Origin of the sequence: Flavobacterium sp. WC2430, from assembly GCF_040822075.1 — a bacterium.
Classification (GTDB): domain Bacteria; phylum Bacteroidota; class Bacteroidia; order Flavobacteriales; family Flavobacteriaceae; genus Flavobacterium.
Genome location: NZ_CP162007.1, coordinates 691,414 through 717,086, shown reverse-complemented (window position 1 = coordinate 717,086; position 25,673 = coordinate 691,414). Strand labels below are relative to the sequence as shown.

The window sequence follows — 25,673 nt, the reverse complement described above, 5'->3', positions numbered from 1 at the left end:
TGTTTAATTTATTTTTAATTTATTTTGTATATGTAAGTTTTTTCTTTTTAGAGATTACACTACTTTAAATATTAACAACTTAGGGAAATATGATAAAAAAATTACTCCTGCCCTTTTTTTTAGTCTTAGTTCAGATTACCGCTTTTGGAGCAAACATTTCGAGTACATCAACTGGAGGTAATTGGTCGGCATCGTCAACTTGGGTTGGAGGTGTAGTTCCTGCTTCTACCGATAATGTGACGATTGTTTCCGGAAGCACAGTGACTCTTGATGTTACACCTATTTATGCAAATACTATAACTATTTCTGGGACATTAGATTTAAATAAAAATGCCGACATATATTTATATTCGTCATTAATTGTTGTAACGTCTCCTAATGGTCACATTAATTTTGATCATTCTGTATTGAGATTACCTTCAAATGTTGCACTATATCTTCAAAATGGTTCAGCTAGTTTGAATGGAAGTTGTAATAATAATGATGAAATTTTTGTAGGGACTACTCAATATGCGGTTTGTGTAGGTGGTGGGGCTTTGTACTTATTTGATCAAATTGAGACTGCTGGAGGTATAAATGTTGTTACTACAGGCGCTATCGGAACTTCACAAATAATTTGTAGTGGAGTTACCCCGTCAACATTGACTTCTACGACACCGGGTACAGGTTCTGGGACAATTACCTATGAATGGCAAACGAATGCCAGTGGTAGCTATGTTACTATAGATTCAGAAACGGCAGCTACATATTCCCCACCTGCTTTATCTTCAACAACAAGCTATAAACGAAGAACGAAATCGGTTGTTCAAGGAACTACCTTTTATTCGGTATTTACTACAGCTGTTACTATCACAGTAAATCCGTTACCATCAGCATATGCAGTTACCGGTGGAGGATCCTATTGTTCAGGTGGAACTGGAGTTGTGGTTGGTTTATCTAATTCAACTTCAGGAGTGAACTATCAATTGCAAATAGGAGGAGTTAATACAGGAACTGTTGTTACGGGGACTGGATCAGCTATCAGTTTTGGTCTTAAAACAATAGCGGGTAATTATACTGTCATGGCAACAAATGCTGCGACTTCTTGTACTTTAGCGATGACGGGTTCGGTATCAGTGATAGTAAATCCTTTACCTCTAATTACAACTCAACCATTGAGTCAATTGGATTGTGAGGGTAGCTTGGTTAATTTTAAAGTCATTGCTACTGGTACTAATCTTAGTTATGTTTGGAAATATAAAAAGCCAGCAGACTCAGCTTTTATTACGCTTACAGGAACAGAAACTAATACAACTTATCCTAATACACCAATAAATAATGAAATACGATTAGCGAATGTAGGAAGTGCTCAGTATCCAAATGGGACACAATTTCAGGTAGTTGTTTCAAATGGGACTTGTAGCATAACTTCAAGTATTGCAACACTTTCTGTAAACGAAATAACGGGTATAAATTCACCTTTGTTGACTCCTTCACAATCGGTGAATGATGTAACGCTTTGTTATGGGTCTAATTATTCCTATACAGCAACAATTTCAAATCCTTCAAATGGACCTGTTTCATATCAATGGAAAAGCCAGGTCGCATCTGGGACTTGGAATAATGTGGTTGATGGAACTCATTTTTCGGGTTCGGCAACAGCAACATTGAATATAATTAATGGGACTCCTACAGAATCTGCGAAATACCGTGTTGATGTTGTATATAATCGAACAGGTGGAAATTGTAGTGTGAGTAGTTTTTCAAAAACCCGATTATTAACTTTTCTTCCTTTATTAACAATGCCTCAAATAACTATAGCACAACCCGATTGTACAATAAGTACTGGTGCTATAACTGTAACTGTTCAAAGCGCAAGTGATACCTATAGTTTTGACAATGGTTTAACATATCAATCTAGTAACGTAAAATTAGGACTTGTAGCTGGGCCTTGTAATATATTTATAAAAAATATTGGAGGATGTGTTTCTCCAGTAAAAAATTCTACCATAATAGCTGTTCCAGCAGCTGCTATTTGGAACGGATCATGGACAAATGGTCCTCCTACAAGTGTTCAAGCGCTTATATTTAATGGGTCATATACTATAGCAGGAGATATGGAAGCATGTTCTTGCCAAGTGAATTCGGGTACTGTTACGATTAATTCAGGTCATACATTAAAAATCACAAATGGGGTCACAGTTTCCGGAGGATCATTAATTTTCGAAGACACGGCAAGTTTAGTTCAAATTAATAGTATAAATAACATAGGTAATATAACGTTCCGAAGATTAACGAGTCCTATAAGTAATTTGGATTATACTTATTGGTCTTCTCCCGTATCACCACAAACACTTTTCAATGTTTCGCCTAATACACTTAGTGATAAGTTCTACTCTTTTAATGGATCTACAGATAGTTGGGTACAAGAAAGCCCTTCCAAAACAATGGATAAAGGAATAGGTTATATTATTAGAGGTCCACAAAATTATGTGGCACCAAATCCTCCAGGATTATATCAAGCTTCTTTTGTTGGGGTGCCGAACAATGGAAGTGTCCAGATTCCGATTACTACTTCTGTAGAATCGTCTTATTTATTGGGGAATCCATATCCTTCCGCATTAGATGCAGATACTTTTATAAAAAATAATCCAATATTAGATGGTACTCTTTATTTTTGGACTCATAATACAAATATAGGGACAAATGTATCAAGTCCTGGTTCAGGAGTATATGCTTATTCTGGAGACGATTATGCATCTTATAATTTAACAGGTGGGGCAGGTACAGGAGCGGGATTGGCTGCAGGTAGTTCAACTAATCTGGGATCTTTTAATGCTACAATACCTTCAGGAAAAATTGGTTCAGGACAAGGTTTTTTTGTAACAACTAAAACTTCTGGAACTATTACTTTTGCTAATACTATGCGTGTTGGCGTCGGAGCAATTACGGGTAATAATTCGGAGTTTTTTAAATTCCAATCTAGTAAATCAACAGAAATAGTTGAAAAAAGCAGAGTTTGGCTAAATTTGTTTAGTACCGAAGGGATATTTAAACAGTTACTTGTAGGTTATATTACAGGGGCAACGAATGATATTGATAGTAGCTATGATGGTGATAGTTTTGATGGGAATGAATATCTTGATTTTTATAGTATCAATAATGATAGAAAGCTTGTAATACAAGGCAGATCTTTACCGTTTGATAATAATGATAAAGTGCCATTAGGATATAGATCAGAAATTGAAGGAAATTTTACGATTGCAATTGACGAAGTTGACGGTTTGTTTAAAGATCAAGTGGTATTTATTGAAGACAAACTACTAAATGTTGTGCATAATTTAAAAAAAGATTCTTACACATTTACTACAGGAAAAGGAGTCTTTGATGATCGTTTTGTGTTAAGTTATACTAATAAAACGTTGGCAATTGACAATTTTGATATCATTGAAAAAGGAGTTTTAATTTCTAATAAAAATAAAGAAGTAAAAATAAATTCATCAGTTGAAAATATTGATACGGTATTAATTTATGATTTATTAGGAAGGCAAATTTATAAGAAAAGCAATGTAAATAATAAAGAACTAATTATTCTAAACTTACTTTCTACTAAACAAACATTGTTGATAAAGGTAGGGTTGCAAGGAGGAGAAGTAATCCATAAAAAAATTATTTACTAAATTATTTTCAATACTATTTATTCAATCCCATTTTGTGTAAACAAAATGGGATTTTTATTTATAGATTTTTTTTGAACTTATATATTAACTTTTTTATACTACTATTTTTTGATTCCAGTTTTTATTAGAAAATTAGTATTAATAGAGGTTGGTTGTAAACGCGTTTTGTTTTACAACAAAATGAACTGGTGTTTATAATAATTAAAATAATGAGCTCTCTTTATTGCATTTTAATGGATTTAAAATTTATTGATAAAAAAAGCAAACACTGAATGTTTATTTTGTGAGATTTTTAACTCAAGCTATTCAAAACGTGTACTTAATCAGATTTAAATGCGGTTTACCGATTAAATTTTATAATTCATAAAATGACAAGCGATATTGCTAAAATCTATGTGGTTTTGTTTTTTTTAGAAAAATAAAATGGACTATTTAGAAAGAATCATATTTAGAATTTGCTCCCAATTTTTAAAAAATACCACATGAATAAAATTTTACTTTTTCTTATATTATTGCCTATATTTTCTTTTGGGCAAACACAAACACAAACTCTAACGACTCCGGGGAGTGGGACTTTTACTGTACCATGTGATGTTTCAAGTATAACAGTTAAGGTATGGGGAGCAGGAGGAGCAGGAGGTGGATCCTCTTCAAATAACAATGCAGGCGAAGGTGGAGGTGGAGGTGGATATGCCTATAGAGTGCTTTCTGTAACTGGTGGTCAAGTTATTAATTATACTGTTGGGTCAGGGGGTACGGGAATTAGCGGGAATGATGGTAATAATGGGGGGAGTTCTATTTTTTCTACTTTAACAGCAAATGGAGGTTCGGGCGGAAATAGAAATAGTGGAAGTGGCGCTTCAGGAGGTTCAGCTTCTGGTGGATCAACTAATACACCTGGAGGATCTGGAGGGTCTGGAGGAGGAAATACAGGTGGGAATGGTGGAAATGCATCAAATGGAGGTGCTGGAGGAGTCGGACAGAATAATAGTAATGGTTCTGATGGAGGAGTTCCCGGTGGTGGTGGTGGTGGTGGTGAAAGAGGTGGGGGTTCTAATAGAGCTGGAGGTAATGGAGGTAATGGTCAAATAAATATTACCTATACTTCGTCATTGAATACTTATTGTACTCCTAGTTATAACCAAAATGTAGAGCCGATTACAAATGTAACTTTTGCAGGAATAAATAATACTACAACGAGTTCTTTAGGAGGTGCTAGTTTAGAAATTTTTTGTTCTCCATCTGCTTCTGTTGTGCAAGGTTCATCAACAAATGCTATTTCTGTAAAAGGAAATACCGACGGGAATTTTACGGAGTTTATTAAAGTATATATCGACTGGGATCAAAATGGCGTTTTTGGGAATAATGCTAATGAAAAATATGATTTAGGAACTATTACAAATTCAAATGGTTCTGATGGTATATCAGCATCTAGTAACATAACTGTTCCTTCAACCGCTATTTTAGGCACAACAATGATGAGAGTTGTAAAAACTTATTATACAGCTAATTCTGACAACCCATGTTTTAGTGGAGCTGATTGGGGTCAAGCAGAAGATTATCAAGTCACCGTAACCTCACCATGTTCAACTAGTGCAGGCACCTTGTCTGGTACCCAATACTTATGTACGTACGGGACAACAACTTCTACGTTTAGTTCAACAGTTTCTGGAGGAACCTGGTCAAGTAGTAATACAGGTATTGCTACTGTTAACGCATCTAGCGGGTTAGTTACGGGTAAATCGGCTGGTACTGCAGTTATTACATATGCAGTAGGAGGTTCAGGAGGGTGTACTAAATATACAGCAACAAGAACAGTTTATATAGCTAGCGCGCCAAGCGGGGCTTCAGCATTGTCTGGAACGCCTTCTACTTCTCAATGCCAAAATACTACGGCAACTTACACTATAAATGCTTTAGCAGGTGCCTCAGGTTATGTATGGGCAACTACTGCCACTGGATGGACAATTGTTCCTGCATCAGATGGACTATCGGCAGTTATAACTTTTGGAGCAAATGCTGTTAATGGAAATTTTTCAGTTAGAGCTACTAATGGCTGTGATCCTTCGGGAAGTTCAGCGACGCCTATTACGTCTCCAACAGTTTTTGTAAGTCAAACTAGTGCTGGAGGTACAGTACCAGCAAACGTAAGTGGTTGTGCTAATACATATATTGCAAACATAGGATTGTCTAGTCAAGTAGGTACACCAATTCGTTGGGAATCTTCTACCGATAATTTTGCAACAACTCCAACAACAATAGCAACAACAAATAATAATATAAATATTTCAAACTTAACTCAAACAACATATTATAGAGCTGTTGTTCAAAATTCACCGTGTTCAGGGATTTCATATTCGAGTGTTTGTACAGCAACGATTTCAAATAATACTGTGAGTACTGCTTCATCAAGCCCAACTGTTTGTTCAGGAACTAGTATGACTAATATTACGCATACAACAACAGGAGCAACAGGGATTTTAAATAATAATGTTACTGGAGCTAATGGTTTGCCAGCTGGTGTGAAAGCGGTATGGGCATCAAACACAATTACAATAAGCGGTACACCAACCGATGCTGCAGGGACTTATAGTTATTCGATTCAATTGACTGGAGGTTGCGGAAATGTAAGCGCAGCTGGAAGTATAACACTAAGTACATCTTCAGTTGTTCCAACAACAATTACTGCACCAACAACTATTTGCGTCGGAAGCTCTACTTCGTTAACTGTTAGTGGCGGGACATTAGGCGGTGGAGCGAGTGCAAAGTGGTACTCAGGATCTTGTGGAGTGACATTAGTTGGTTCAGGAAATACGATAAGTGTTTCGCCAACAATTACAACAACCTATTATGTTAGGTATGAGGGCAGTTGTAATTCAACATCTTGTATATCTACAACAGTGACGGTAAACCCATCATTAAGTAATAATAGTTTGTCTTTTAGTAGTGGAACTTCTGGACAAGTGAGCGCGACAGCTGCAGAAGGTGGTAATGCTTTGCTTACAGCTCCTTCAGGGACTTATTTTTCGAATGTTGCATTCGCAAGTTACGGAACTCCAAGTGGGACCTCCCCAAATTTCACTATAGGAAGTTGCCATGCTACCTCTAGTCAATCTGTAACGGAAGGGTATTTATTAGGAAATAATTCGGCTACAATTCCTGCCAACAATGGAGTTTTTGGAGATCCCTGTGTTGGAACTGTAAAGAAAGTGTATATTTTGGCATCTTATATAGAACCTATTTGTAATGGATCTAAAGCTACCCTAACTGGTTCTACACCAAGTGGAGGAACAGGTACTTATGCTTATCTTTGGGAAAGTAGTACCACAAGTGCTACAACAGGATTTTCTGCCGCTACGGGTACTAATAATACAATCAATTATACTACAGGGTCCATTACACAAACAACTTGGTTTCGAAGAACAGTAACTTCATGTACTTTAAGTAGTACATCCGCCGTAGTCATGATAAAGGTGAATGGTACAAATTCATGGAACGGGACTGTATGGTCAAGTGGAATAGCTCCAACACTCAGTGATAAAATTATATTTGCAGGAGATTACAGTGTAGATGCAGATGTAAATGGTTGTTCTTGTACCGTGTCTGGAAGTAAAAATGTAGTTATTAAGACAGGAAGAACCATGAAAATAGTTAATGAGGTAACTGTTTTAGGTACTGGAAAATTAACTTTTGAAAACAGTGCCAGTTTAGTACAAGTAAATGATGCTTCAGTAAATACTGGAAATATAAATTATATCAGAAATACTTCTTCGGTTATTAATTCGGATTATACGTATTGGTCATCGCCAGTTACAGGGCAAAATTTAAATATATCACCTTCTTATTCATCAGGGTTAGCATATTCGTATAATGACTTTGCTACACCAGAAAATTGGGCTAGAGAACAATTTTCAGCGATTATGCAACCAGGAAAAGGGTACATTATTAATGGAAACCAAGGGTTTTCATCATCACCGCCCTCGGTTTATCAATCCACTTTTGTGGGGGTTCCAAATAATGGAAAAATTGTCCTACCAATTGGACCAACAGGAACTTCTAATCTGGTAGGGAATCCATACCCTTCTGCGATAAATGGAGCGCTGTTTTTGTCGGGTAATAATTTAAATATTGAAGGAACAATTTATATATGGACACATAATACTGCTATTCAATTGGCTTCAAACATATCAAACGGAACCGCAGGTTCTGGGGCTTATGCTTACACTTCGGATGATTATGCGTCCTATAATGGGACTGGTGCAGTAGCCACTAGCGGAGGAACTGTTCCTACTGGTAATATTGCTGCAGGACAATCGTTCTTTACAACCAGTTTAGGTACTAACCCAGTTACATTCTCTAATTCAATGCGTCTTTCCGGAACAACTATAGCTGACGGTTCAGGAATTAATCAACAATTTTTTAAAATAAAAAACGCTAAATACGAAACAGAAAAGCCTATTGAAAAAGATCGTGTTTGGTTAAATCTAACTAATACTCAAGGAGCTTTTAAACAAACTCTAATTGGTTATATAACTGACGCAACAAATGAATATGACTCTGCTTTTGATGGAGAAAGTTTTGATTCTAATGAATATTTAGATTTTTATAGTATTAATCAGGATAAGAATCTAGTTATTCAAGGAAGAGCATTACCGTTTGACGTGAAAGATGAGGTGCCATTAGGATATAGTTCTACAATTGTTGGCGATTTTGAAATTGCGATTGGTCAAGTAGATGGGGCATTAGTTGATAAAGAGGTGTTTTTAGAAGACAAACTACTTAATATAACTCATAATTTAAAAAACTCTCCCTATTTATTTAAAACAGAAGATGGGATTTTTAATGAGCGTTTTATTTTAAGTTATAGTAATAAAACTTTAGCAACAGATGACTTTGAGAATTTGAAATATGGTGTCGTAATTTCGAATAAAAACAAAGAAATATCAATTAAATCTTCAGATGATCTTATAGATAAAATATTTGTTTATGATTTTTCTGGAAAACAACTTTATAAAAAAATAAAAGTTGATAATATTGAATATACGATACCTAATTTAGGTCCTACTGATCAAGCTCTAATTGTGAAAGTAGTTTTGCAAAACGGACAAACAGTAAATAAAAAAATTGTGTATTAGATTATAAATAAGAATTTATGTAGAAACCCATTATGTATACTCATAATGGGTTTTTTTTATAATATAATTTTGGAATATGAGATGTGACTACTATTTGAATTTAATAGTTAGAACATACTTTTGATTTAAATCATTTTTTTTTGGTTAATGCGGTATGTTTTATTATTTAATACTACTTGTTTGTATTCAATAGGCAAACCAAAAACGGTATTGCAAACCTGCATGATAGGATAAATTTTAAAAAACACGTTTAACTAGCAGCGGATTTTTCTTAATAAATAAATCGTGTGATAAAATGAATTATTTTTGTATGAAATAATGCACGATGTGTGTTAAAAATCAACACTATATGAATATAAAATTACTTTCTAACATAAGATCTTTTTTAGTTTTGTATTTTTTGTTAACAGTTTCATTTGCTAATGCAGCAACTATAACAAGCGCTGGAAATGGAAATTGGTCAACGGCCTCAACTTGGGTAGGTGGAATAGTTCCAATTAGTACGGATAACGTAACTATTGTTACAGGACATACAGTTACGGTTACGGTTTCAACTAGTATTACAAACCTTAGTCTAAGCAATACTACAAGTAAGTTAGTTGTAAATAATGGACAAACTTTAACCGTTTCGGGAACTTTTTCTAACAGCGGGACTACTACTAACGGAGTCAACGGTCCTGGGACAGTATTGTTTACGGGGACGGCCACTTTTGGTATTTTAACGCCAACAGGTGTTCGACCTAATATTACAATCGGTAATGGTTCTAGTGCTAATACAGTAACTGTTTCAGCATCTACCTTGATTGCAAATTTGACTATTAATAATGGGGTAACATTAGATATTAATAGTAGAGCATTGAATGTAACCGGTTTTATTACTAATAATGGAACAATTGCTGGGACAACAAGTGTGACAACACTCACAGGAGATTTTACGAATAATGGATTGGTTAATCTTACGACATCAGGACAATTAAACATTTCAACAGGGAATTTTTTAAATACAAATACTGGAAGTTTTACTATTGGAACAACGGGGAGAATTACCACAACCGCAGGTAGTTTCTCTAATTCAGGTGCTATGACTTATACTGGTACAGGAGGTGCAGTAGGGCGATTGTATTTAGGAGGGAATTATTCTAATTCTGGTACTGTTGCTTTAGGAACTGCACAAGTTTTTTTTACAGGTACTGCTAGTCAATCGATTCAAGGTTTTACTACAACTGGTACTGTGAGTATGTTAAAAACGGGAGGAATAGCAACTTTTACATCTAATGTTAGTGGAGCAGCTTTAACTATTAACGGAACAGGAGGAACATTAAATTTAGGATTAGGACTAGTTCACACTTTTTCAGGAAGAGTAACTTTAACTGCAGGAACTTTAAACGGAAGTTCTAGTACTATAAAGGCAAACCTTTTAAGTACAACTGCTTGGAGCGGAACAGGAAGTTTATTTACGGCTGGTACTGGAACCGTTGATTTTGGGGCGGCTGGAAACCAAACTGTTTCTGCATCAAACCCAGTATTTAATAATCTTACTTTTTCGGGTTCAGGAATAAAATCATTGCCAAGTGCTAATACTATTAATGGGATTCTTTCTATGGAAGGAACGGCAACTGTGCCCGTTTCTCCCTCAGTTGCTATTCCAAGCTATGGCGCATCGGCTACATTACAATACAATACGGCAACAGCCCGAACTGTTGGACAAGAATGGATAAGTTCTTTTATAGCTACAGGTGGTGTTAATATAACTAATACTGGAGTTATAACACTTAATGCAGCCAAGGTTTTTAATGCATCTATACCTTTGACCATCAATAGTGGGGCGAAGCTAGCGACAGCTAATTTTGGTTTAACCCTTGGAGGTAATTTTATAAATAATGGTGGATTATTTACCGCAGGTAGTTCTCCAATTATTATTGCTAATACAATGACTACCCAAAGTATTGCTGGTTTTACCACAACGGGATTAGTGTCTATGACTAAAACAGCAGGTACTGCTACTTTGGGAGGAAATGTAAATGGAGCTGGATTTACTATTAATGGTACGGGCGGGAATTTGAATTTAGGTTCTGGACTAACGCATACTTTTTCTGGGGATGTTAATTTAACTGCCGGAATTTTAAATGGTGGTTCAAGTGTTTTTAATGTAAACTCTTCAACAACAACTTCTTGGATGGGTACTGGGGCAAATTTTGTGGCTGGAACTGGAACTGTGAATTTTGGCGGGGCTACTCAAACATTGGCAACAGCCTCCACCTTTAACAATCTTACATTTTCAAATTCAGGAGTTAAAACACTTACTGGATTGCCAACAATAAATGGAATCCTTTCTATGGAAGGTGCTGCAACTGTATCAGCAATACCTACTTATGGTTCTGCTGCCACTTTACAATACAATAGAACATCAGCTCAAGGTACAGGCCTAGAATGGAAAACACCATTTACATCAACTGGAGGTGTATTTGTAACGAATACAGGAGTTATAACAGCAAATGCAAATAAAGTTTTTAATGCAAATGTTCCTCTTATTATTGATAGTGATGCAACTTTAAACACAGGAGGTTTTTCTATTTCTGGAGGTTCAACTCTTACGGTTTTAGATTTTAGTACCTTACAAATAAGTGGGACAAGTTTTTTTCCTGTATTTTCGACAACTTTTTTGGATGTAGATAGTACTGTTGATTATAATGGAACAGCACAAACAGTGGCGGTTAAGAATTATGGGGATCTACTTTTGAGTAATTCAGGTAATAAAACATTTACAGGAACAACTACTATTTCAGGAGATTTTGAAATTAAGGATACTGCGGTGGCTTTATTATTAAATGGGACAGCATCAACTTCAGGTTCATTAACTTTAGGAGGAGTACTACAAACTGCTATAGGTTCATGGGGTGGAACTGGTTCCGCAGCTACAAATATAAACGGGACATGGTTTGGATCTTCTACAACTGGAGTTGTAAATGTATTAACCTCTTGTTTGACTGGAGCCTGGCTTGGTATTACTAGTACCGATTGGAATACCCCTTCTAATTGGTGTGGTGGAAGTGTTCCTACAGCAACAACAGATGTAAGTATAGGAGTAAATACTAATCAACCAATTATAGGAGCAGCTGGTGGAATTTGCAAAAACATTACAATTAAAACAGGTGCTACTTTAACGGTATCAGGTTCAAATACATTAGCAATAAAAGGGAATTGGACAAATAATGGGGCCTTCGTAGCGAACACAGGCACAGTCAATTTTAATGGAACGATTGCTCAGTCTATTGGAGGATCTAGTATAACTACATTCAATAATTTAACGAACTCTAAAACAGTGAATCCATTGACTACATCAATAGGAATTAGTGTAAAAAATATTTTGAATAATAATGTTAGTACATCGGTTTTAAATATGGGGGCTTTTGCCTTAAACGATGGCGGTTCATTTTCTAATACTGGTGCTGGAAAAATCATAACACTAAATACTTCTAGTTTTCCCCTTCCTTCAGGGAAAACCTGGGTAAATACAGTGTTTTATTCCAATGGAACTGGAGGGCAAAAAATAGTGTCTGGAACATATAATGCCTCACCGGCAATAGAAATATACAATACTTCTGGAACACAAACGGCTTCTGGTAATATAGTAACTGGTGGACAATTGAATATTAATAATGGCGGTACTCCTGTTTTTGATATGAATGGGTATAATTTGACTACTAGTGCATTAAATGTTTTGGCTCCTAGTTCAGTTATAGATATGAGAGGAGGAACATTAATTTTTGCTTCTGTTGTATCTATGAATGGTACAATTCGTTTTTCAGGGATTTCAAATGCCAAACCTTTTTCTTCTGGTACAGTTGAATATAACGGAACATCTCAAACCGTTACAACTGGAAGTTATTTTAATCTTTTGTTTTCTGGTACGGGGGGAGTTTATACAATGGGTAGTGATATTGATATTGCCAATACGCTTACTGTTACAAAAGGAGATCTTACGGTAAAAGATGGTTTTACGTTATCAGTTGGAGACGCTGTTACCGTAGCAAGTCCTGGCACACTTACTTTTGAAAATAATGCCAGTTTGTTACAAACGACATATACAGGATCGAATAGCGGAAATATTAATGTAAAAAGAAATACGACCCCAATGTTATACTATGATATAACCTATTGGTGCTCTCCAACAACTAGTTCACAAACTTTACTTGATTTTTCACCACTGACAAAAGGAGATAAGTTTTTCTCCTATAATAGTATGAATGATACATTTACAATTTTAAACCCTTCAACTTCCGTTTTCGAACTAGGGAAAGGTTATGCCATTCGAGCTCCTGAAAACACTTCAAGCACAGTACCGATGGTGACCTCAAATCAATTTGTTGGAGTTCCTAATAACGGAAACATAACTGTGGCAGTTACAACTCCACCAGGCGATGTGGGTTTAAGTTTAGTGGGGAATCCATATCCATCTGCAATTAATGCCACAGATTTTATTAACGAAAACCTTTATGACCCCATTTCGAATCCAACGAATACTTTAGAAGGCACCCTATATTTTTGGTCCCATAATAATCGTTTGGTTGGTAATGATTTTAGCGCAACTGATTATTATTATTATAATTTACTAGGGGGTGCCGCGGGTAATACAGGTACTGGAAACAATAATTCGCCAACAGAGTTTATTGCCTCTGGTCAAGGGTTTATTATACAAAATCAAATAGCTGGATCATTGAAGTTTAATAATACCATGCGAGAAACAAGTAATAACACCAATTTTTATAAAGTTAAAAATAACAATAAAATAAAGGAACTTGAAAAACACAGGATTTGGTTAAACTTGACAAATAGTTCTTCAAATGTTAGTCAAGCTTTGGTTGGGTATATTGAAAATGCAACTGATGGTTATGATAGAGGTTATGATAGTTATGTGTTTGACGATACTGTTCCTTTTTTATTATATAGTTTAATAGGAACTGATAAATTGGCCATACAAAGTAAAGGTTTACCATTTTTGGATTCTGACACAGTACCATTAGGATATTCCATTAATACCAATGGAAATGCTACAATTGCTATTGATCATGTAGACGGTTTGTTTCTAGATGGCCAAAATATTTATCTAGAAGATAAGTTATTAAATGTAGTTCATAATATAAAAGCCACACCTTATGATTTTAATTCAGTGGCAGGTACTTTTAATGACCGTTTTAACTTGATTTATGTTAATAAGTCATTAGGAATTACTGATTTTGATAAATTAAATACTCAACTTATAGTTTCAATAAAAAATAAACAGATGAAAGTTGCTTCTTCAACTGAATTAATTGATGAAATAATCATTTCGGATGTTACTGGAAAAGAGGTTTTTCACAAAAGGAATGTAAACTCACAAGAATTGATGATTTTAAATTTGAGAGCTACTCAACAAATGTTATTAGTTAAAGTAGCACTTCAAAACGGGAAGGTTGTTACCAAAAAGGTGATTAATTAACCAGATTAAATTCAAAAAAAAACCATCTTGTTTTGCAAGATGGTTTTTTATATAATTAAGGAAAGACTATTTTCCTTTAGCCGAAGCTTCTAGGTTTTTTTCAATAACATGTCCTGGTCTTGACCATTTTGGTTTCTCTCCAAGAGGAGCAAACTGTGAATGTTCTGCCTCAACTGTTGCAGGTTGAGAAACTTTAGTGAATGGTTTTTGAGGATTCAATCCTAACATTTCAAACATTTTCATGTCTTCATTTACATCAGGATTTGGAGTGGTAAGTAATTTGTCACCGGCAAAGATTGAATTAGCACCGGCAAAAAAGCACATGGCTTGTCCTTCACGGCTCATATTCATTCTTCCAGCTGATAAACGAACTTGGGTTTCTGGCATGATAATACGAGTGGTTGCAACCATACGTATCATTTCCCAAATTTCAACTGGTTTTTCTTCTTCCATTGGAGTTCCTTCAACAGCAACCAAGGCATTAATTGGTACAGATTCTGGTTGTGGGTTTAAAGTAGACAGTGCCACAAGCATTCCTGCTCTATCTTCAATGCTTTCACCCATCCCAATAATTCCTCCGCTACAAACGGTTACATTGGTTTTACGAACGTTTTCAATGGTTTGCAAACGATCTTCGAAACCACGTGTCGATATCACTTCTTTATAATATTCTTCTGAAGTATCTAAATTATGATTGTAGGCATATAATCCCGCTTCTGCCAAACGATGTGCTTGGTTTTCGGTAATCATACCTAGTGTACAACATACTTCCATGTCCAGTTTGTTAATGGTACGAACCATTTCTAAAACTTGGTCAAATTCTGGCCCATCTTTTACATTTCTCCAAGCTGCGCCCATGCACACTCTAGATGATCCGCTAGATTTAGCTCTTAAAGCTTGTGCTTTTACCTGGCTTACTGTCATAAGGTCGTTCCCTTCAACAGAAGTATGGTACCTCGCTGCTTGAGGACAATAGCCACAGTCTTCCGGACAACCACCCGTTTTTATAGATAATAATGTAGAAACTTGTACAACATTTGGATCATGATGCTCTCTATGAATAGAAGCTGCTTCAAAAAGCAAGTCCATCATAGGTTTGTTGTATATATTAATAATTTCTTCTTTCGTCCAGTTATGTTTAGTAATGCTCATTGATGCGTTTTTTTGATGCGCCAAAAGTAATCAAATTGTTCTAAAGAATCAATGTATTGGCATTGAAATAAAAGTTTATGAAAATATATTAACGGTAGTTAATCAGTCGCTAGGCGGTTGTTCCAATACAATAGTAGTAACATGGTTACAATCACTGAAGAAGCAATTCCTTCAAAAAGCAGACTGATTGAATAGGTGAATATTGATGGATTTCCACCAAATAAAAATGTTTTTGATAGGGATTGCACGTATTGATCCCCTCCTTTCATATAACTATATGAAATTAATCCTATAATACTTAAAAAAACACCTACAAGGGATGTAGCCATAGCAGAAACAGCATTAGTAACAAATGATTTCTCTCCTATGTTAACATTCATTTTGATTGTTCTATTTACACCATAAAACACAAAAAGGATGTTGACTAAGCGCAAATAAAAGGAGTTGCCATATCCCAAAACATTCATAAGTAAAAAATAAACCGCAATCCCAATAAAGATAAGACAGCCATTCAGTAATTCCTTTGGTAGTTTCATAATAAGTTTATTTAGATAAAAAACGCAACTTGCTGTTTTACTAGGAAGCGATAATTTTTTTAAACAGGCAAAGGTTTAATTGATTCCATGCTTGTCTGAAGCATAACGAGTGTCCCAATAGAGCATTAAGATAAATGTAACTATTACGGCCGAGACAATTCCTTCAAAAAGTAAGCTAATACTGTAGGTCATAATAGAAGGGTTTCCACCAAATAATAAGGTTTCAGACAAAGATTGTACATATTGATCTCCACCTTTAGCATAGCTATAAATAATTAGTCCAATAATGCTTAAAAAAACACCTATTAGTGAAGTAGCTAAAGCTGAAATGGCATTAAAAGTAAATACCTTCTTGTCTTCCAAGAAATTTGATTTTAAGGTCCTGTTTGCTCCATAGAAGACAAAAAGGATATTAAATAAACGCAAATAAAATAGACCAGCTAAATTTAATGCTTCCATTAATAAAAAATAAAGACTAATTCCGATAAAAATAATAATTCCGTTGTATAATTCTTTAGGTAGTTTCATACGTTTGGTTTTAAAAATTAAAATACCATCTCTTTGATAAACAGGAAAATACATATCAAATTTACATAAAATATAGGAATATATTTAAAATGTAACGAGATTTTTTTTAATTATTTAAGACCTTTAATATAAGCTATTGTTGCCTCTTTGTCTTTTTGTAATTGTTTCTTTAAGGTATCGATTGAATTGAATTTTTCTTCTGGGCGAAGGTATTTGAGGATGGAAACTGTAACTTTTTGATCATATAAATCAGCATCAAAATCTAAATAATGAATTTCGATGGATAAGCTTTCTCCTTTAACTGTTGGATTAAAGCCTATGTTCATCATTCCATATACTGTTTTTTGGTCGATTGTGCTTTTAACAATATAAACACCATTTAGCGGAATAAGCTTATAGTTTTCTTCTATTTTTAAATTTGCGGTGGGAAACCCAATTGTTCTTCCCAGTTGTTTTCCTTTAAATATTGTACCCGTTAAAAAATAATCATAGCCTAAGTATTCATTTGCCAAATTCATATTTCCTTCCAATAAGGCATTCCTAATTTTTGTTGAGCTAACTGAAAGATCATTTATTTCCTGAACAGATATTTGTTCTACTTCAAAACCATACTGTTTGCCAAAATTAATGAGATCATCAATATTTGCCGTTCGGTTTCTACCAAAACGATGGTCGTGACCAATAATGATTTTATGGATATGAAATTGATCTACAAGGACAGTACTTACAAATTCTTCAGCTGTTAATCTCGAGAAAGTTTCGTCAAATGGATGAATGACTAAGTTTTCAATTCCAATTTTCTCTAATAGATTTATTTTTTCGGGGATAGTATTCAGTAGTTTTATTTCGGATTGCTCTTGCAAAACCATTCTTGGATGAGGAAAGAAAGTGAGTACAAGGCTTTCGTATTTTTTGTTAGCGGTATTTTGTATTATTCTCTCCAGAATTTTTTTATGACCAACATGAACTCCATCAAAGGTACCTAGCGTTAGGATTGTTTTTTTTGGAGAACTGAAATCTTTTATAGAATGAAAAATCTTCAAAGCGTAAGTTTTATAATATTGCAAATTTATGCTAATCTATTTTAATTGTGAAGCGATGAGGAGCTGATTTTCTTTGAATAAGGCATTAGTTTCGTTAAAATGAGGGAGTTTTTTACAAAAGTATGCGTCGAATCTTATTTTTCAATCAAAATTGTGAGATTACATTTTATAAGTTAGTAATAAATACTTTAATTTTGAGACATAAATTTTTTGTACCCATGACAAAATACATTATAATTCTATTAATTATTCTATTCTATTCCTCGGTTGATGCCCAAAATCAATTACTTTGGAAAAAAATGGATTCTAGTGTTGTGTCTGCATTAGATAAAAACAGCAATAGCCCAAATGCTAATAAACAAATGGCATTTCAGTTGAACGATGCCTTTTTAAAACAACTATTAACAAAAACTGACAATAAAACGGATGAAGTAAGCGGGATTGAAATTACAGTTCCAAATGCAAAAGGGGAATTAGAAAAATTTTTAGTTAGAGAATCTTCTAATTTTGAACCTGAATTGCAAGCAAAATACCCAGATATTAGAGCGTATTCTGGTGTTGGAATTACTGATAAAAATGCATCTTTAAATTTTAGTATTTCTCCAAAAGGAATTCAAACTATGGTTTTAAGGGGTGATAGCGGATCTGAGTTTATCGAGCCCATCTCAGGAGAATCATTATATACAATTATTTCAAATACAAACAGAGAAACAGGGAAATTGCCTTTAAATTGTAAAACAGAAGATGTAAGTATAGACAAACAATTACTAAACAGAACCGCTAAGATTTCTGCCAATAATAAAGTTTTTAAAACATTACGATTAGCATTATCCTGTACGGGTGAATATACCACGTATCATGGTGGTACTATTACTAAAGCTTTGGCGGCTATGAATGCAACAATGACCAGAGTAAATGGTGTTTTTAATAAAGACTTGGCAGTGAAATTAGTGATCATTAGCAATAATAATCTAATAATGTACACCAATGCAGCAACTGATCCTTATTCAGATGCAACGGCAGGAGCAGGAGGGACTTGGGCTCAAGAATTGCAAGATAATTTAAGTAGTACAATCACGAATGGGGGTTATGATATTGGGCATTTATTTGGAGCATCTGGAGGTGGGGGAAATGCTGGTTGTATTGGTTGTGTGTGTGTGCCGCCATCAGTTGCGGTTCCTTTAGGAAAAGGAAGTGCTTATACTTCTCCATCTGATAATAAACCCGAAGGTGATACTTTTGACATCGATTTTGTAGCACATGAAATGGGACATCAATTAGGGGCAAATCATACTTTTTCTTATGAACTTGAGGGAACGGGAGTAAATGTGGAGCCAGGAAGTGGCTCTACGATAATGGGTTATGCTGGTATTACAACGGATTATGATGTGCAAGCTTATTCAGATGATTATTTTGCTTATGCAAGCATTAAGCAAATACAAGATAATTTATTAACAAAAACATGTCCTACAAGTACAACAATTACGAACAGTCCACCAACAATTAACGCTGGTTTGGATTATACTATTCCTAAAGGTACTGCCTTTATTTTGAAAGGTACTGGTTCAGATCCCAATGGGGATACAGTTACTTATACTTGGGAACAAAACGACTCTGCAGTAACTGCTGATAAAGCAAATAGTTTAGCTGTTTCGTCTAAAGCAGATGGACCCTTGTTCAGATCATTACTTCCAAGCAGTAGTGCTACAAGATACATGCCTGCCTATGTTAATGTTTTGTCGAATAAACTAACCAGTAAATGGGAATCGGTTGCAACAGTGGCGCGAACACTCCATTTTGTTTTAACAGGAAGAGACAATGCAGCCGCGGGCACTGCCCAAACTAATTCTGATGAAGCGATTATTACTGTAAGTGGAACAGCTGGGCCATTCGCGGTGACCTCACAAAATACGGAGAATTTAAGTTGGTTTCAAGGAACTAGTGAAGTTGTTAATTGGGATGTAAATGGCGCTAATGTATTAGCAGGATCTACAAATGTAAATATAAAACTATCTACTGATGGAGGACTAACTTTTCCAACAGTGTTGGTTGCAAATACTCCAAATGATGGTGTGCAAATTATTACTGTTCCTAATGTTACAGCTAAAAACTGTAGAATTCTAGTAGAACCAACAGCCAGTATTTTTTATGCTATAAATAGTAAAGCTTTTTCTATAGGATATTCTGTAAGTTCTACTTGTAATACCTATTCTTTTACAGCTCCATTTGCAATTCCGGAACAAGCAGCTTATACTACAAGAACCATTACTGTTCCGGCGACATCAGCGACAGTTTCTGATGTGAATTTTAAAGTCAATTTCACTCATGCTTTTTTATCGGATGTCGAAATGGAGGTGGTAAGCCCTCTTGGAACAACCGTGAAATTATTTGACAAAAGTTGTGGAAATACAAACAGTACTTTGGACTTGATTTATGATGATTCAGGCATTGATTTAGTATGTGGTACTACTACATTACAAACAGTAGCTCCTTTTCAAGCTTTGGCAGCTTTTAATGGCGAAAATCCATCAGGAACTTGGACATTTAGAATCCGTGATGCTTATAAGAATGATACGGGTACTTTAAATTCAGCATCCATTGCGATTTGCGCACAATCCTATACGCTTTCAGCAGCTGATTTTGAGATTAGTGATTTTGTGATGTATCCAAATCCAAATAAAGGGAATTTTAATATTCAGTTTACAAGCCAATCTTTAAATGGTGTACAAGTCTACGTTCACGATTTATTAGGTAGAAAATTATTTGAAAAAGCATTTACAAACGAAACCGTTTTTAATAAAAATATTCAATTGCAAAATTTGCAATCAGGAGTCTATTTGTTAACGGTTGTTGATGGTGATAGAAAAGAAATAAAAAAATTGGTGATAGAATAATTATTTTAATCTAAGCAAAAAAGGGAAACGTACTAAGTGCGTTTCCCTTTTTTTATTTACCGTTATAGGTTGTCATAGTATTTTCTAATCCTGCGGTTCCAAATGATTTTATAATTTCGGATGCAGTTTCTAAGCGTTCAGGCAGAGCTACTTTCTCTTTGTCATCCCAATCTCCAAGGACATAATCTATTTGTTTTCCTTTTTTGAACTCATCACTGATTCCAAAACGGAATCGGGTATATTGATTGGTGTTTAAAACTAGGTTGATGTTTTTAAGTCCGTTATGACCCCCATCACTTCCTTTTGGTTTAATGCGGATGGTTCCAAAAGATAAATTTAAATCATCGGTGATGATAAATAAATTTTCCAAGGGAATATTTTCTTTATCCATCCAATATTGTACTGCTTTACCGCTAAGATTCATGTACGTATTAGGTTTTAGCAGTAAAAAGGTTCTTCCTTTAAATTTGTATTGAGCAAGTGCGCCTAGTTTTACGGTTTCGAAGGAGAGACTTTCTTTTTTGGCTAGGTGATCCAGTATTTTAAAACCGATGTTGTGTCTTGTGTTTACATACTCAGCACCAATGTTGCCAAGTCCTACAATTAAAAACTTATTACTCATGCTTTTTATATTGTTTTTGTGGTGTTCGTGAACCTCCGGTTTTATATAATCTGTATTTTCTTCTGTTTTTGGTGATGAAAACAGGCTGTGTATCCATTTTATCATGATGCAAAAGTAAACTTAATTAGATAATTTGTCAATTAGATAATTAGATAATTTGATGGAGTGGGTTGAAAGGATTTTCTAAGGATAATTAAAAGTTGTAAAATAGCCCCGATAGTAATGGAAATCCTTTTTGTTCGCCTTTTTTGGCGGGCAAAAAGATTGAAATGAATAGCGGGTGAATTGTTGATGAAAGTAGGTAGTTGTGCTTCTAAAAATAAAAAAAGTGAAGAACAAAAAAAAGCACCAGTTGTGAAACTGATGCTTTTTGAATTTGTAGAGAAAATATTATTTTTTCTTTCCTTTTGCAGGTCCTGCTTTTGCAGCTTTTGCAGCTTCTTGAGCCGCTTTCATAGCAGCACGAGAAATCTTCACTTGACAAATTACTGTGTTGTCTGGGTGCATGATTTTGAAGTTTTCAGATGGCACTTTAGTAACGTATAATTTGTTACCCATGTTAAGTGGTGTAATGTCAGCTTCAACAAAATCAGGAAGATTTTTAGGTAATGCTCTTACTTTTAATTTACGGTTGTTTAAACGTAAATCTCCACCTGCCATAACTCCTTTAGAGTTACCAATGATTTTAACTGGAACTTCAATAGTGATTTCTTTGTCTTCAAAAATTTGAAAGAAGTCAATATGTAAAATTTTGTCAGACACTGGGTGAACCTGAATGTCTTGAAGAATTGCATTGAATGATTTTCCTTTTCCAAGTTCAATCACAACTGTGTGAGCGTTTGGAGTGTAAACCAAGCTTTTGAATGCTTTTTCTTCTGCTGAAAAATGTACTGGTTGATCTCCTCCGTATAACACGCAAGGAACCGCTCCAGCATTACGTAAGGCTTTAGTCGCAACTTTTCCCACGCTTTCTCTTTCTGATCCTTTAATTGTAATCGATTTCATTGTAAAAATTATATAGTTATTAAATATTCTACTTGTTTGTGGTTACATAATAAATTTTCCGCTAATGGAATTGTTATGATGTACCATGTGCATAACTTCAGCAAAAAGCGGGGCACAACTCAACACTCTTATTTTCTTTGATTCTTTCTTTAATGGAATAGAATCGGTAACAATTAATTCTAATAATTTAGAATTTTCTATTTTTTCGTAGGCGCTTCCTGATAAGATGGCGTGTGTACATATTGCTCTTACACTCAATGCTCCTTTTTCCATCATTAAATCAGCGGCTTTCGCCAAAGTTCCTCCGGTATCAATCATGTCATCTACTAAGATTACATTTTTACCTTTTACTTCACCAATTAATTCCATGGTGTCGATAATATTGGCTTCTTTTCTTTGTTTGTAGCAAATAACTACATCCGATTCTAAAAACTTAGAATACGCATACGCTCTTTTTGAACCTCCCATATCAGGAGAAGCGATTGTCAAATTGTCCAATCCTAAACTTTTTACATACGGTAAAAAGATAGTAGAGGCAAAAAGGTGATCTACTGGTTTTTCAAAGAATCCTTGAATTTGATCTGCATGCAAATCCATGGTCATTACTCTTGTTGCTCCAGCAGTTTCTAGCAACTTAGCTGTTAGTTTAGCTCCTATCGGAACTCTTGGCTTGTCTTTTCTATCTTGTCTAGCCCAACCAAAGTAAGGAATTACTGCAGTTATATGTCTAGCCGAAGCCCGTTTTGCAGCATCTATCATTAGTAATAATTCCATCAAATTATCTGAATTTGGGAATGTAGAACAAACAATAAACACACGTAACCCTCTGATAGACTCTTCGTAAGAAGGTTGAAATTCACCGTCACTATAATGTGACATGGTAACCTTTCCTAGTGGTATTCCGTATTCTGCAGAAATTTTTTCAGCAAGATAGACACTTTGTGAACAAGCAAAAATTTTAGCTTCTGGTTCTAGGTGTGACATTTAATTTGTTGTTTTTATTCCGCTACGCTCCATACTGTTCGGCTTAGTCAATTGTCTAAGCCAGATGTTTGTATGCGCCTCGGGTGTAGTTAGTTGTGTGTTGCGTTTTTAACGAGGTGCAAATTTATAAAATTTATTCAACTCTGAAAGGAAAAAATTAAGTATTTTTAGTAGAATTTTTAATATTATTTTTTACATTTGCACCGTGTTAAAGGAATCGATGGTTGATTTATTACAATCTCCTCTTTTATTGCGTTGAAATAACTGTTGTTATTTCATGTCTGCTAAGCCCGGATGGCGGAATTGGTAGACGCGCTGGTCTCAAACACCTGTGGGAAACCGTGCCGGTTCGACTCCGGCTCCGGGTACTTAAAAAGTCTGTAATTGCTTGTTTATCAAGTGTTACAGGCTTTTTTTTATGGCATTTGTCCGGCCATTGCCCGACAAAAGAGAAAACACGCAAAATAAACTCATTTTTCAATGTTTAAATTTCTTATATATTATAGTTGCTGTGTTTTAAATTTTAGAATAAATTGAAAGTATAGATACAAACACCTATTCATGTCTTTTTCCTGTTAAGATAGTTTTCATCTCCTTCAACTTATATGACATTTTTCAATTATACAAAGTAAGTAGTCAGTTATAATATTACTTTGATAAAGAAGTGACAGTTTGTAATTGTGCAAACAACCTAGACAGGATTGCCGTTCAGCCCTAAAAAACGGAATAAAACTGACCTAGCAAAGGGGTTTTTACTATACAGGAACAAAGAGCTGATATAGGGTACAAAATTCCTCTACCAGCGAAGAACATAAAATTTCAAAACAAATCAAAGAAAAACATTATTCACCTAGGGGGGTGGCTGTTTTTAAAGTCGTTTTCCTTTTCAACTACCAACCCCCTACTTTATATACAGTCCTTAATCCCTCTATTTTTGCGAAAAATAAACGATATAGGTATTCATAATCTTATCTTCTAATTTTCTGTGACTCTTCAAAAGGCAAGTAGTTAGGCTCAAACATGAGTGCAATATATTTTATACTAAGCATAAATGCAATTACCATAATTACAATATAAATGTATGTGAAAACTAGATACTTATCTTTTTCTGATTTATACCTTCTTATCCATTCAAGAAGCAAAATCACAAAAAATAGCGCTGAAAAAACATAGACAATGGTGTCGGATATATTATGTGAATAGCCATAACCATATGATTCTATTTTGTGAACATACTGAAATAGGAAAAAAGATAGACAGGCTGGAATTACAAATTCAATGCCCCCTGTCAGTATTTGAAGATTAGTTAATTTATAGATATTTAAATTTTGAATTTTTTTATTTAGATATGAGGAAATTTTCAAACTTGGAAATATTGGCAATATTGCCAATATAACAATTGGTAATTCATCTCCAAATAATTCATATATTTCTAAATAGAAGATATTTTTAGGAATAAATAAAAGCCAAAGAACTATAGCATAGGACAGTAAAAACAACAAAATTCTCATAATTATAATATTACAGTTAAATAATTCTCTCTTAAATCCTTGGGTCAATTCCTTCATCTACTTCCAACATAATTGTTTCATCTGTAAACACGATTACAGTTCTGTTTTGTTGCATCTGATTAAGCAAATGAGAACCAAGTTTTATTATTTCATTTTTAAACACCTCAACATCCAAAGGGAATCTGGGATAGTTTATAAATTCTAACTTTAAATGCTTCTCTTCCTGACCACCTAAAACAATAATACATTCGGTGATTGAAGCACTTAAATAAATACTTGCTTCATCAATTCTATGCCTTTGATACTCCTGAAGGGTCTGAATCAAAAAACTTTTCTTGTAAAGCTCTTTGCTATAGCCTATTTCTAGTCCAAGGGTAATGACAGCTGTAAAAGTTTTTATCGCTTTTGTTTTCATTATATTTTTTAGGAATGTTTAAATATCTCTATAGTATCTAATCGCAGTCTTTGAACCATTGCAACTGCTTTAGTAGAATAAGCTCCTGTAAAAGAATACGTGATAATAGCATATTTTTGATTTTTACCTAGTTGTGTATAATAGATATCAGGGTAAAACTCATAATCCCTTCCATTGGGTTTTTGAAATTTTAAAAACGTTGTAATACCAGCGATACTTTGGTCGTACAACTCCTTCTCGTCATATACATAGTTGACTTCGTGGAGCTCGTCAAAATCGACACTATAAAACTGGAAATCGAGGTCTAAATAAATCTTAAACAGATTTTTTTCAGCCTTTTCTGTTTTTAAAGCAGTATTTAATTTGGAAATAAACCGAGGTGTTTTAAACATAATTTTTCCTTTGTTTAGGCTCATTGTTTCAGCACCTTCGCGTGTGGTCGCAGGTTGCTACTACTTAAGTTTAGTTCGTAATGATATTCAAATATATAAATTAAAAATAAATCCAGACCTTAAAACCCCATAAAACATATAAATTAAGCGAATCCTTATCTTAACAATCATTTAGAATATCACTAAAACTGGGTATAGTAAATTCCTACAAAATATCGTTTCTTTACTCAAATGCAATCAAAACAAATTAAAGAGCATGGAATTAATCTAAAATAAGGCAATCCTTTACGGCTTTCCTCATTCTAATTCCTATGCTTT

At 34.5% G+C, this 25,673-nt stretch carries 14 protein-coding genes, 1 tRNA gene and 1 riboswitch; of the genes, 5 read left to right on the top strand and 10 right to left on the bottom strand.

Features of this window, described 5'->3' with window-relative positions; genetic code table 11:
* The first annotated feature begins 89 nt into the window (after window positions 1–89).
* The 3 genes from AB3G36_RS03010 to AB3G36_RS03000 all read left to right on the top strand — a co-directional run bounded on the left by AB3G36_RS03010 (window position 90) and on the right by AB3G36_RS03000 (window position 14,273).
* Window positions 90–3,659, top strand: a complete 3,570-nt coding sequence (locus AB3G36_RS03010; protein WP_367755865.1) for a T9SS sorting signal type C domain-containing protein — start codon at window positions 90–92, stop codon at window positions 3,657–3,659.
* Window positions 3,660–4,141: 482 nt separating this feature from the next.
* On the top strand, window positions 4,142–8,794 hold the full coding sequence (locus tag AB3G36_RS03005) for a GEVED domain-containing protein (protein WP_367755863.1): 4,653 nt from the start codon (window positions 4,142–4,144) through the stop codon (window positions 8,792–8,794).
* Window positions 8,795–9,143: 349 nt separating this feature from the next.
* Window positions 9,144–14,273: a T9SS sorting signal type C domain-containing protein gene (locus AB3G36_RS03000; protein ID WP_367755861.1), complete on the top strand. Its 5,130-nt coding sequence runs from the start codon at window positions 9,144–9,146 to the stop codon at window positions 14,271–14,273.
* Window positions 14,274–14,339: 66 nt separating this feature from the next.
* Here the strand turns inward: AB3G36_RS03000 and bioB are convergent, their stop codons facing one another.
* From bioB to AB3G36_RS02980, 4 genes are all read right to left on the bottom strand, one after another.
* Window positions 14,340–15,425: a biotin synthase BioB gene (gene bioB, locus AB3G36_RS02995; protein ID WP_367755859.1), complete on the bottom strand. Its 1,086-nt coding sequence runs from the start codon at window positions 15,423–15,425 to the stop codon at window positions 14,340–14,342.
* A 98-nt stretch (window positions 15,426–15,523) separates the two neighbouring features.
* The gene (locus tag AB3G36_RS02990) at window positions 15,524–15,961 is read right to left on the bottom strand and encodes a hypothetical protein (protein ID WP_367755857.1); all 438 of its coding nucleotides are present in this window, start codon (window positions 15,959–15,961) and stop codon (window positions 15,524–15,526) included.
* Between the two features lie 75 nt (window positions 15,962–16,036).
* A complete protein-coding gene (locus tag AB3G36_RS02985) occupies window positions 16,037–16,489 on the bottom strand; it encodes a hypothetical protein (RefSeq protein WP_367755855.1) in 453 nt (150 codons plus the stop codon).
* A 110-nt stretch (window positions 16,490–16,599) separates the two neighbouring features.
* On the bottom strand, window positions 16,600–17,532 hold the full coding sequence (locus AB3G36_RS02980) for a bifunctional riboflavin kinase/FAD synthetase (RefSeq protein WP_367755853.1): 933 nt from the start codon (window positions 17,530–17,532) through the stop codon (window positions 16,600–16,602).
* A 218-nt stretch (window positions 17,533–17,750) separates the two neighbouring features.
* Between AB3G36_RS02980 and AB3G36_RS02975 the strand changes: the two genes are divergently transcribed.
* Entirely contained in the window at window positions 17,751–20,426 is a 2,676-nt protein-coding gene (locus AB3G36_RS02975; RefSeq protein WP_367755851.1) for a reprolysin-like metallopeptidase, read from the top strand.
* 52 nt (window positions 20,427–20,478) lie between these two features.
* Here the strand turns inward: AB3G36_RS02975 and pth are convergent, their stop codons facing one another.
* The 3 genes from pth to AB3G36_RS02960 all read right to left on the bottom strand — a co-directional run bounded on the left by pth (window position 20,479) and on the right by AB3G36_RS02960 (window position 23,037).
* Window positions 20,479–21,153, bottom strand: a complete 675-nt coding sequence (pth, locus tag AB3G36_RS02970; protein WP_367755849.1) for an aminoacyl-tRNA hydrolase — start codon at window positions 21,151–21,153, stop codon at window positions 20,479–20,481.
* 285 nt (window positions 21,154–21,438) lie between these two features.
* Complete coding sequence (locus tag AB3G36_RS02965; protein ID WP_367755847.1) at window positions 21,439–22,053, bottom strand: 50S ribosomal protein L25/general stress protein Ctc; 615 nt, start codon at window positions 22,051–22,053, stop codon at window positions 21,439–21,441.
* 42 nt (window positions 22,054–22,095) lie between these two features.
* Window positions 22,096–23,037 carry a ribose-phosphate pyrophosphokinase gene (locus AB3G36_RS02960; protein WP_367755845.1) on the bottom strand — a complete coding sequence of 314 codons (942 nt, stop codon included), beginning with the start codon at window positions 23,035–23,037 and terminating at the stop codon, window positions 22,096–22,098.
* A 288-nt stretch (window positions 23,038–23,325) separates the two neighbouring features.
* On the opposite strand from AB3G36_RS02960, the gene AB3G36_RS02955 reads away from it, so the two are divergent.
* Window positions 23,326–23,405 (top strand) — tRNA-Leu (locus AB3G36_RS02955).
* Between the two features lie 600 nt (window positions 23,406–24,005).
* Here the strand turns inward: AB3G36_RS02955 and AB3G36_RS02950 are convergent.
* The 3 genes from AB3G36_RS02950 to AB3G36_RS02940 all read right to left on the bottom strand — a co-directional run bounded on the left by AB3G36_RS02950 (window position 24,006) and on the right by AB3G36_RS02940 (window position 25,379).
* On the bottom strand, window positions 24,006–24,605 hold the full coding sequence (locus tag AB3G36_RS02950) for a hypothetical protein (protein ID WP_367755843.1): 600 nt from the start codon (window positions 24,603–24,605) through the stop codon (window positions 24,006–24,008).
* Complete coding sequence (locus tag AB3G36_RS02945; RefSeq protein WP_367755841.1) at window positions 24,580–24,963, bottom strand: hypothetical protein; 384 nt, start codon at window positions 24,961–24,963, stop codon at window positions 24,580–24,582. The genes AB3G36_RS02950 and AB3G36_RS02945 overlap by 26 nt, the downstream gene beginning before the upstream one ends.
* An 8-nt stretch (window positions 24,964–24,971) precedes the next feature.
* Window positions 24,972–25,379, bottom strand: a complete 408-nt coding sequence (locus AB3G36_RS02940) for a hypothetical protein (RefSeq protein ID WP_367755839.1) — start codon at window positions 25,377–25,379, stop codon at window positions 24,972–24,974.
* A riboswitch (SAM-I-IV-variant riboswitch) is annotated at window positions 25,347–25,444 on the bottom strand. It overlaps the preceding gene by 33 nt.
* Window positions 25,445–25,673 lie beyond the last annotated feature (229 nt).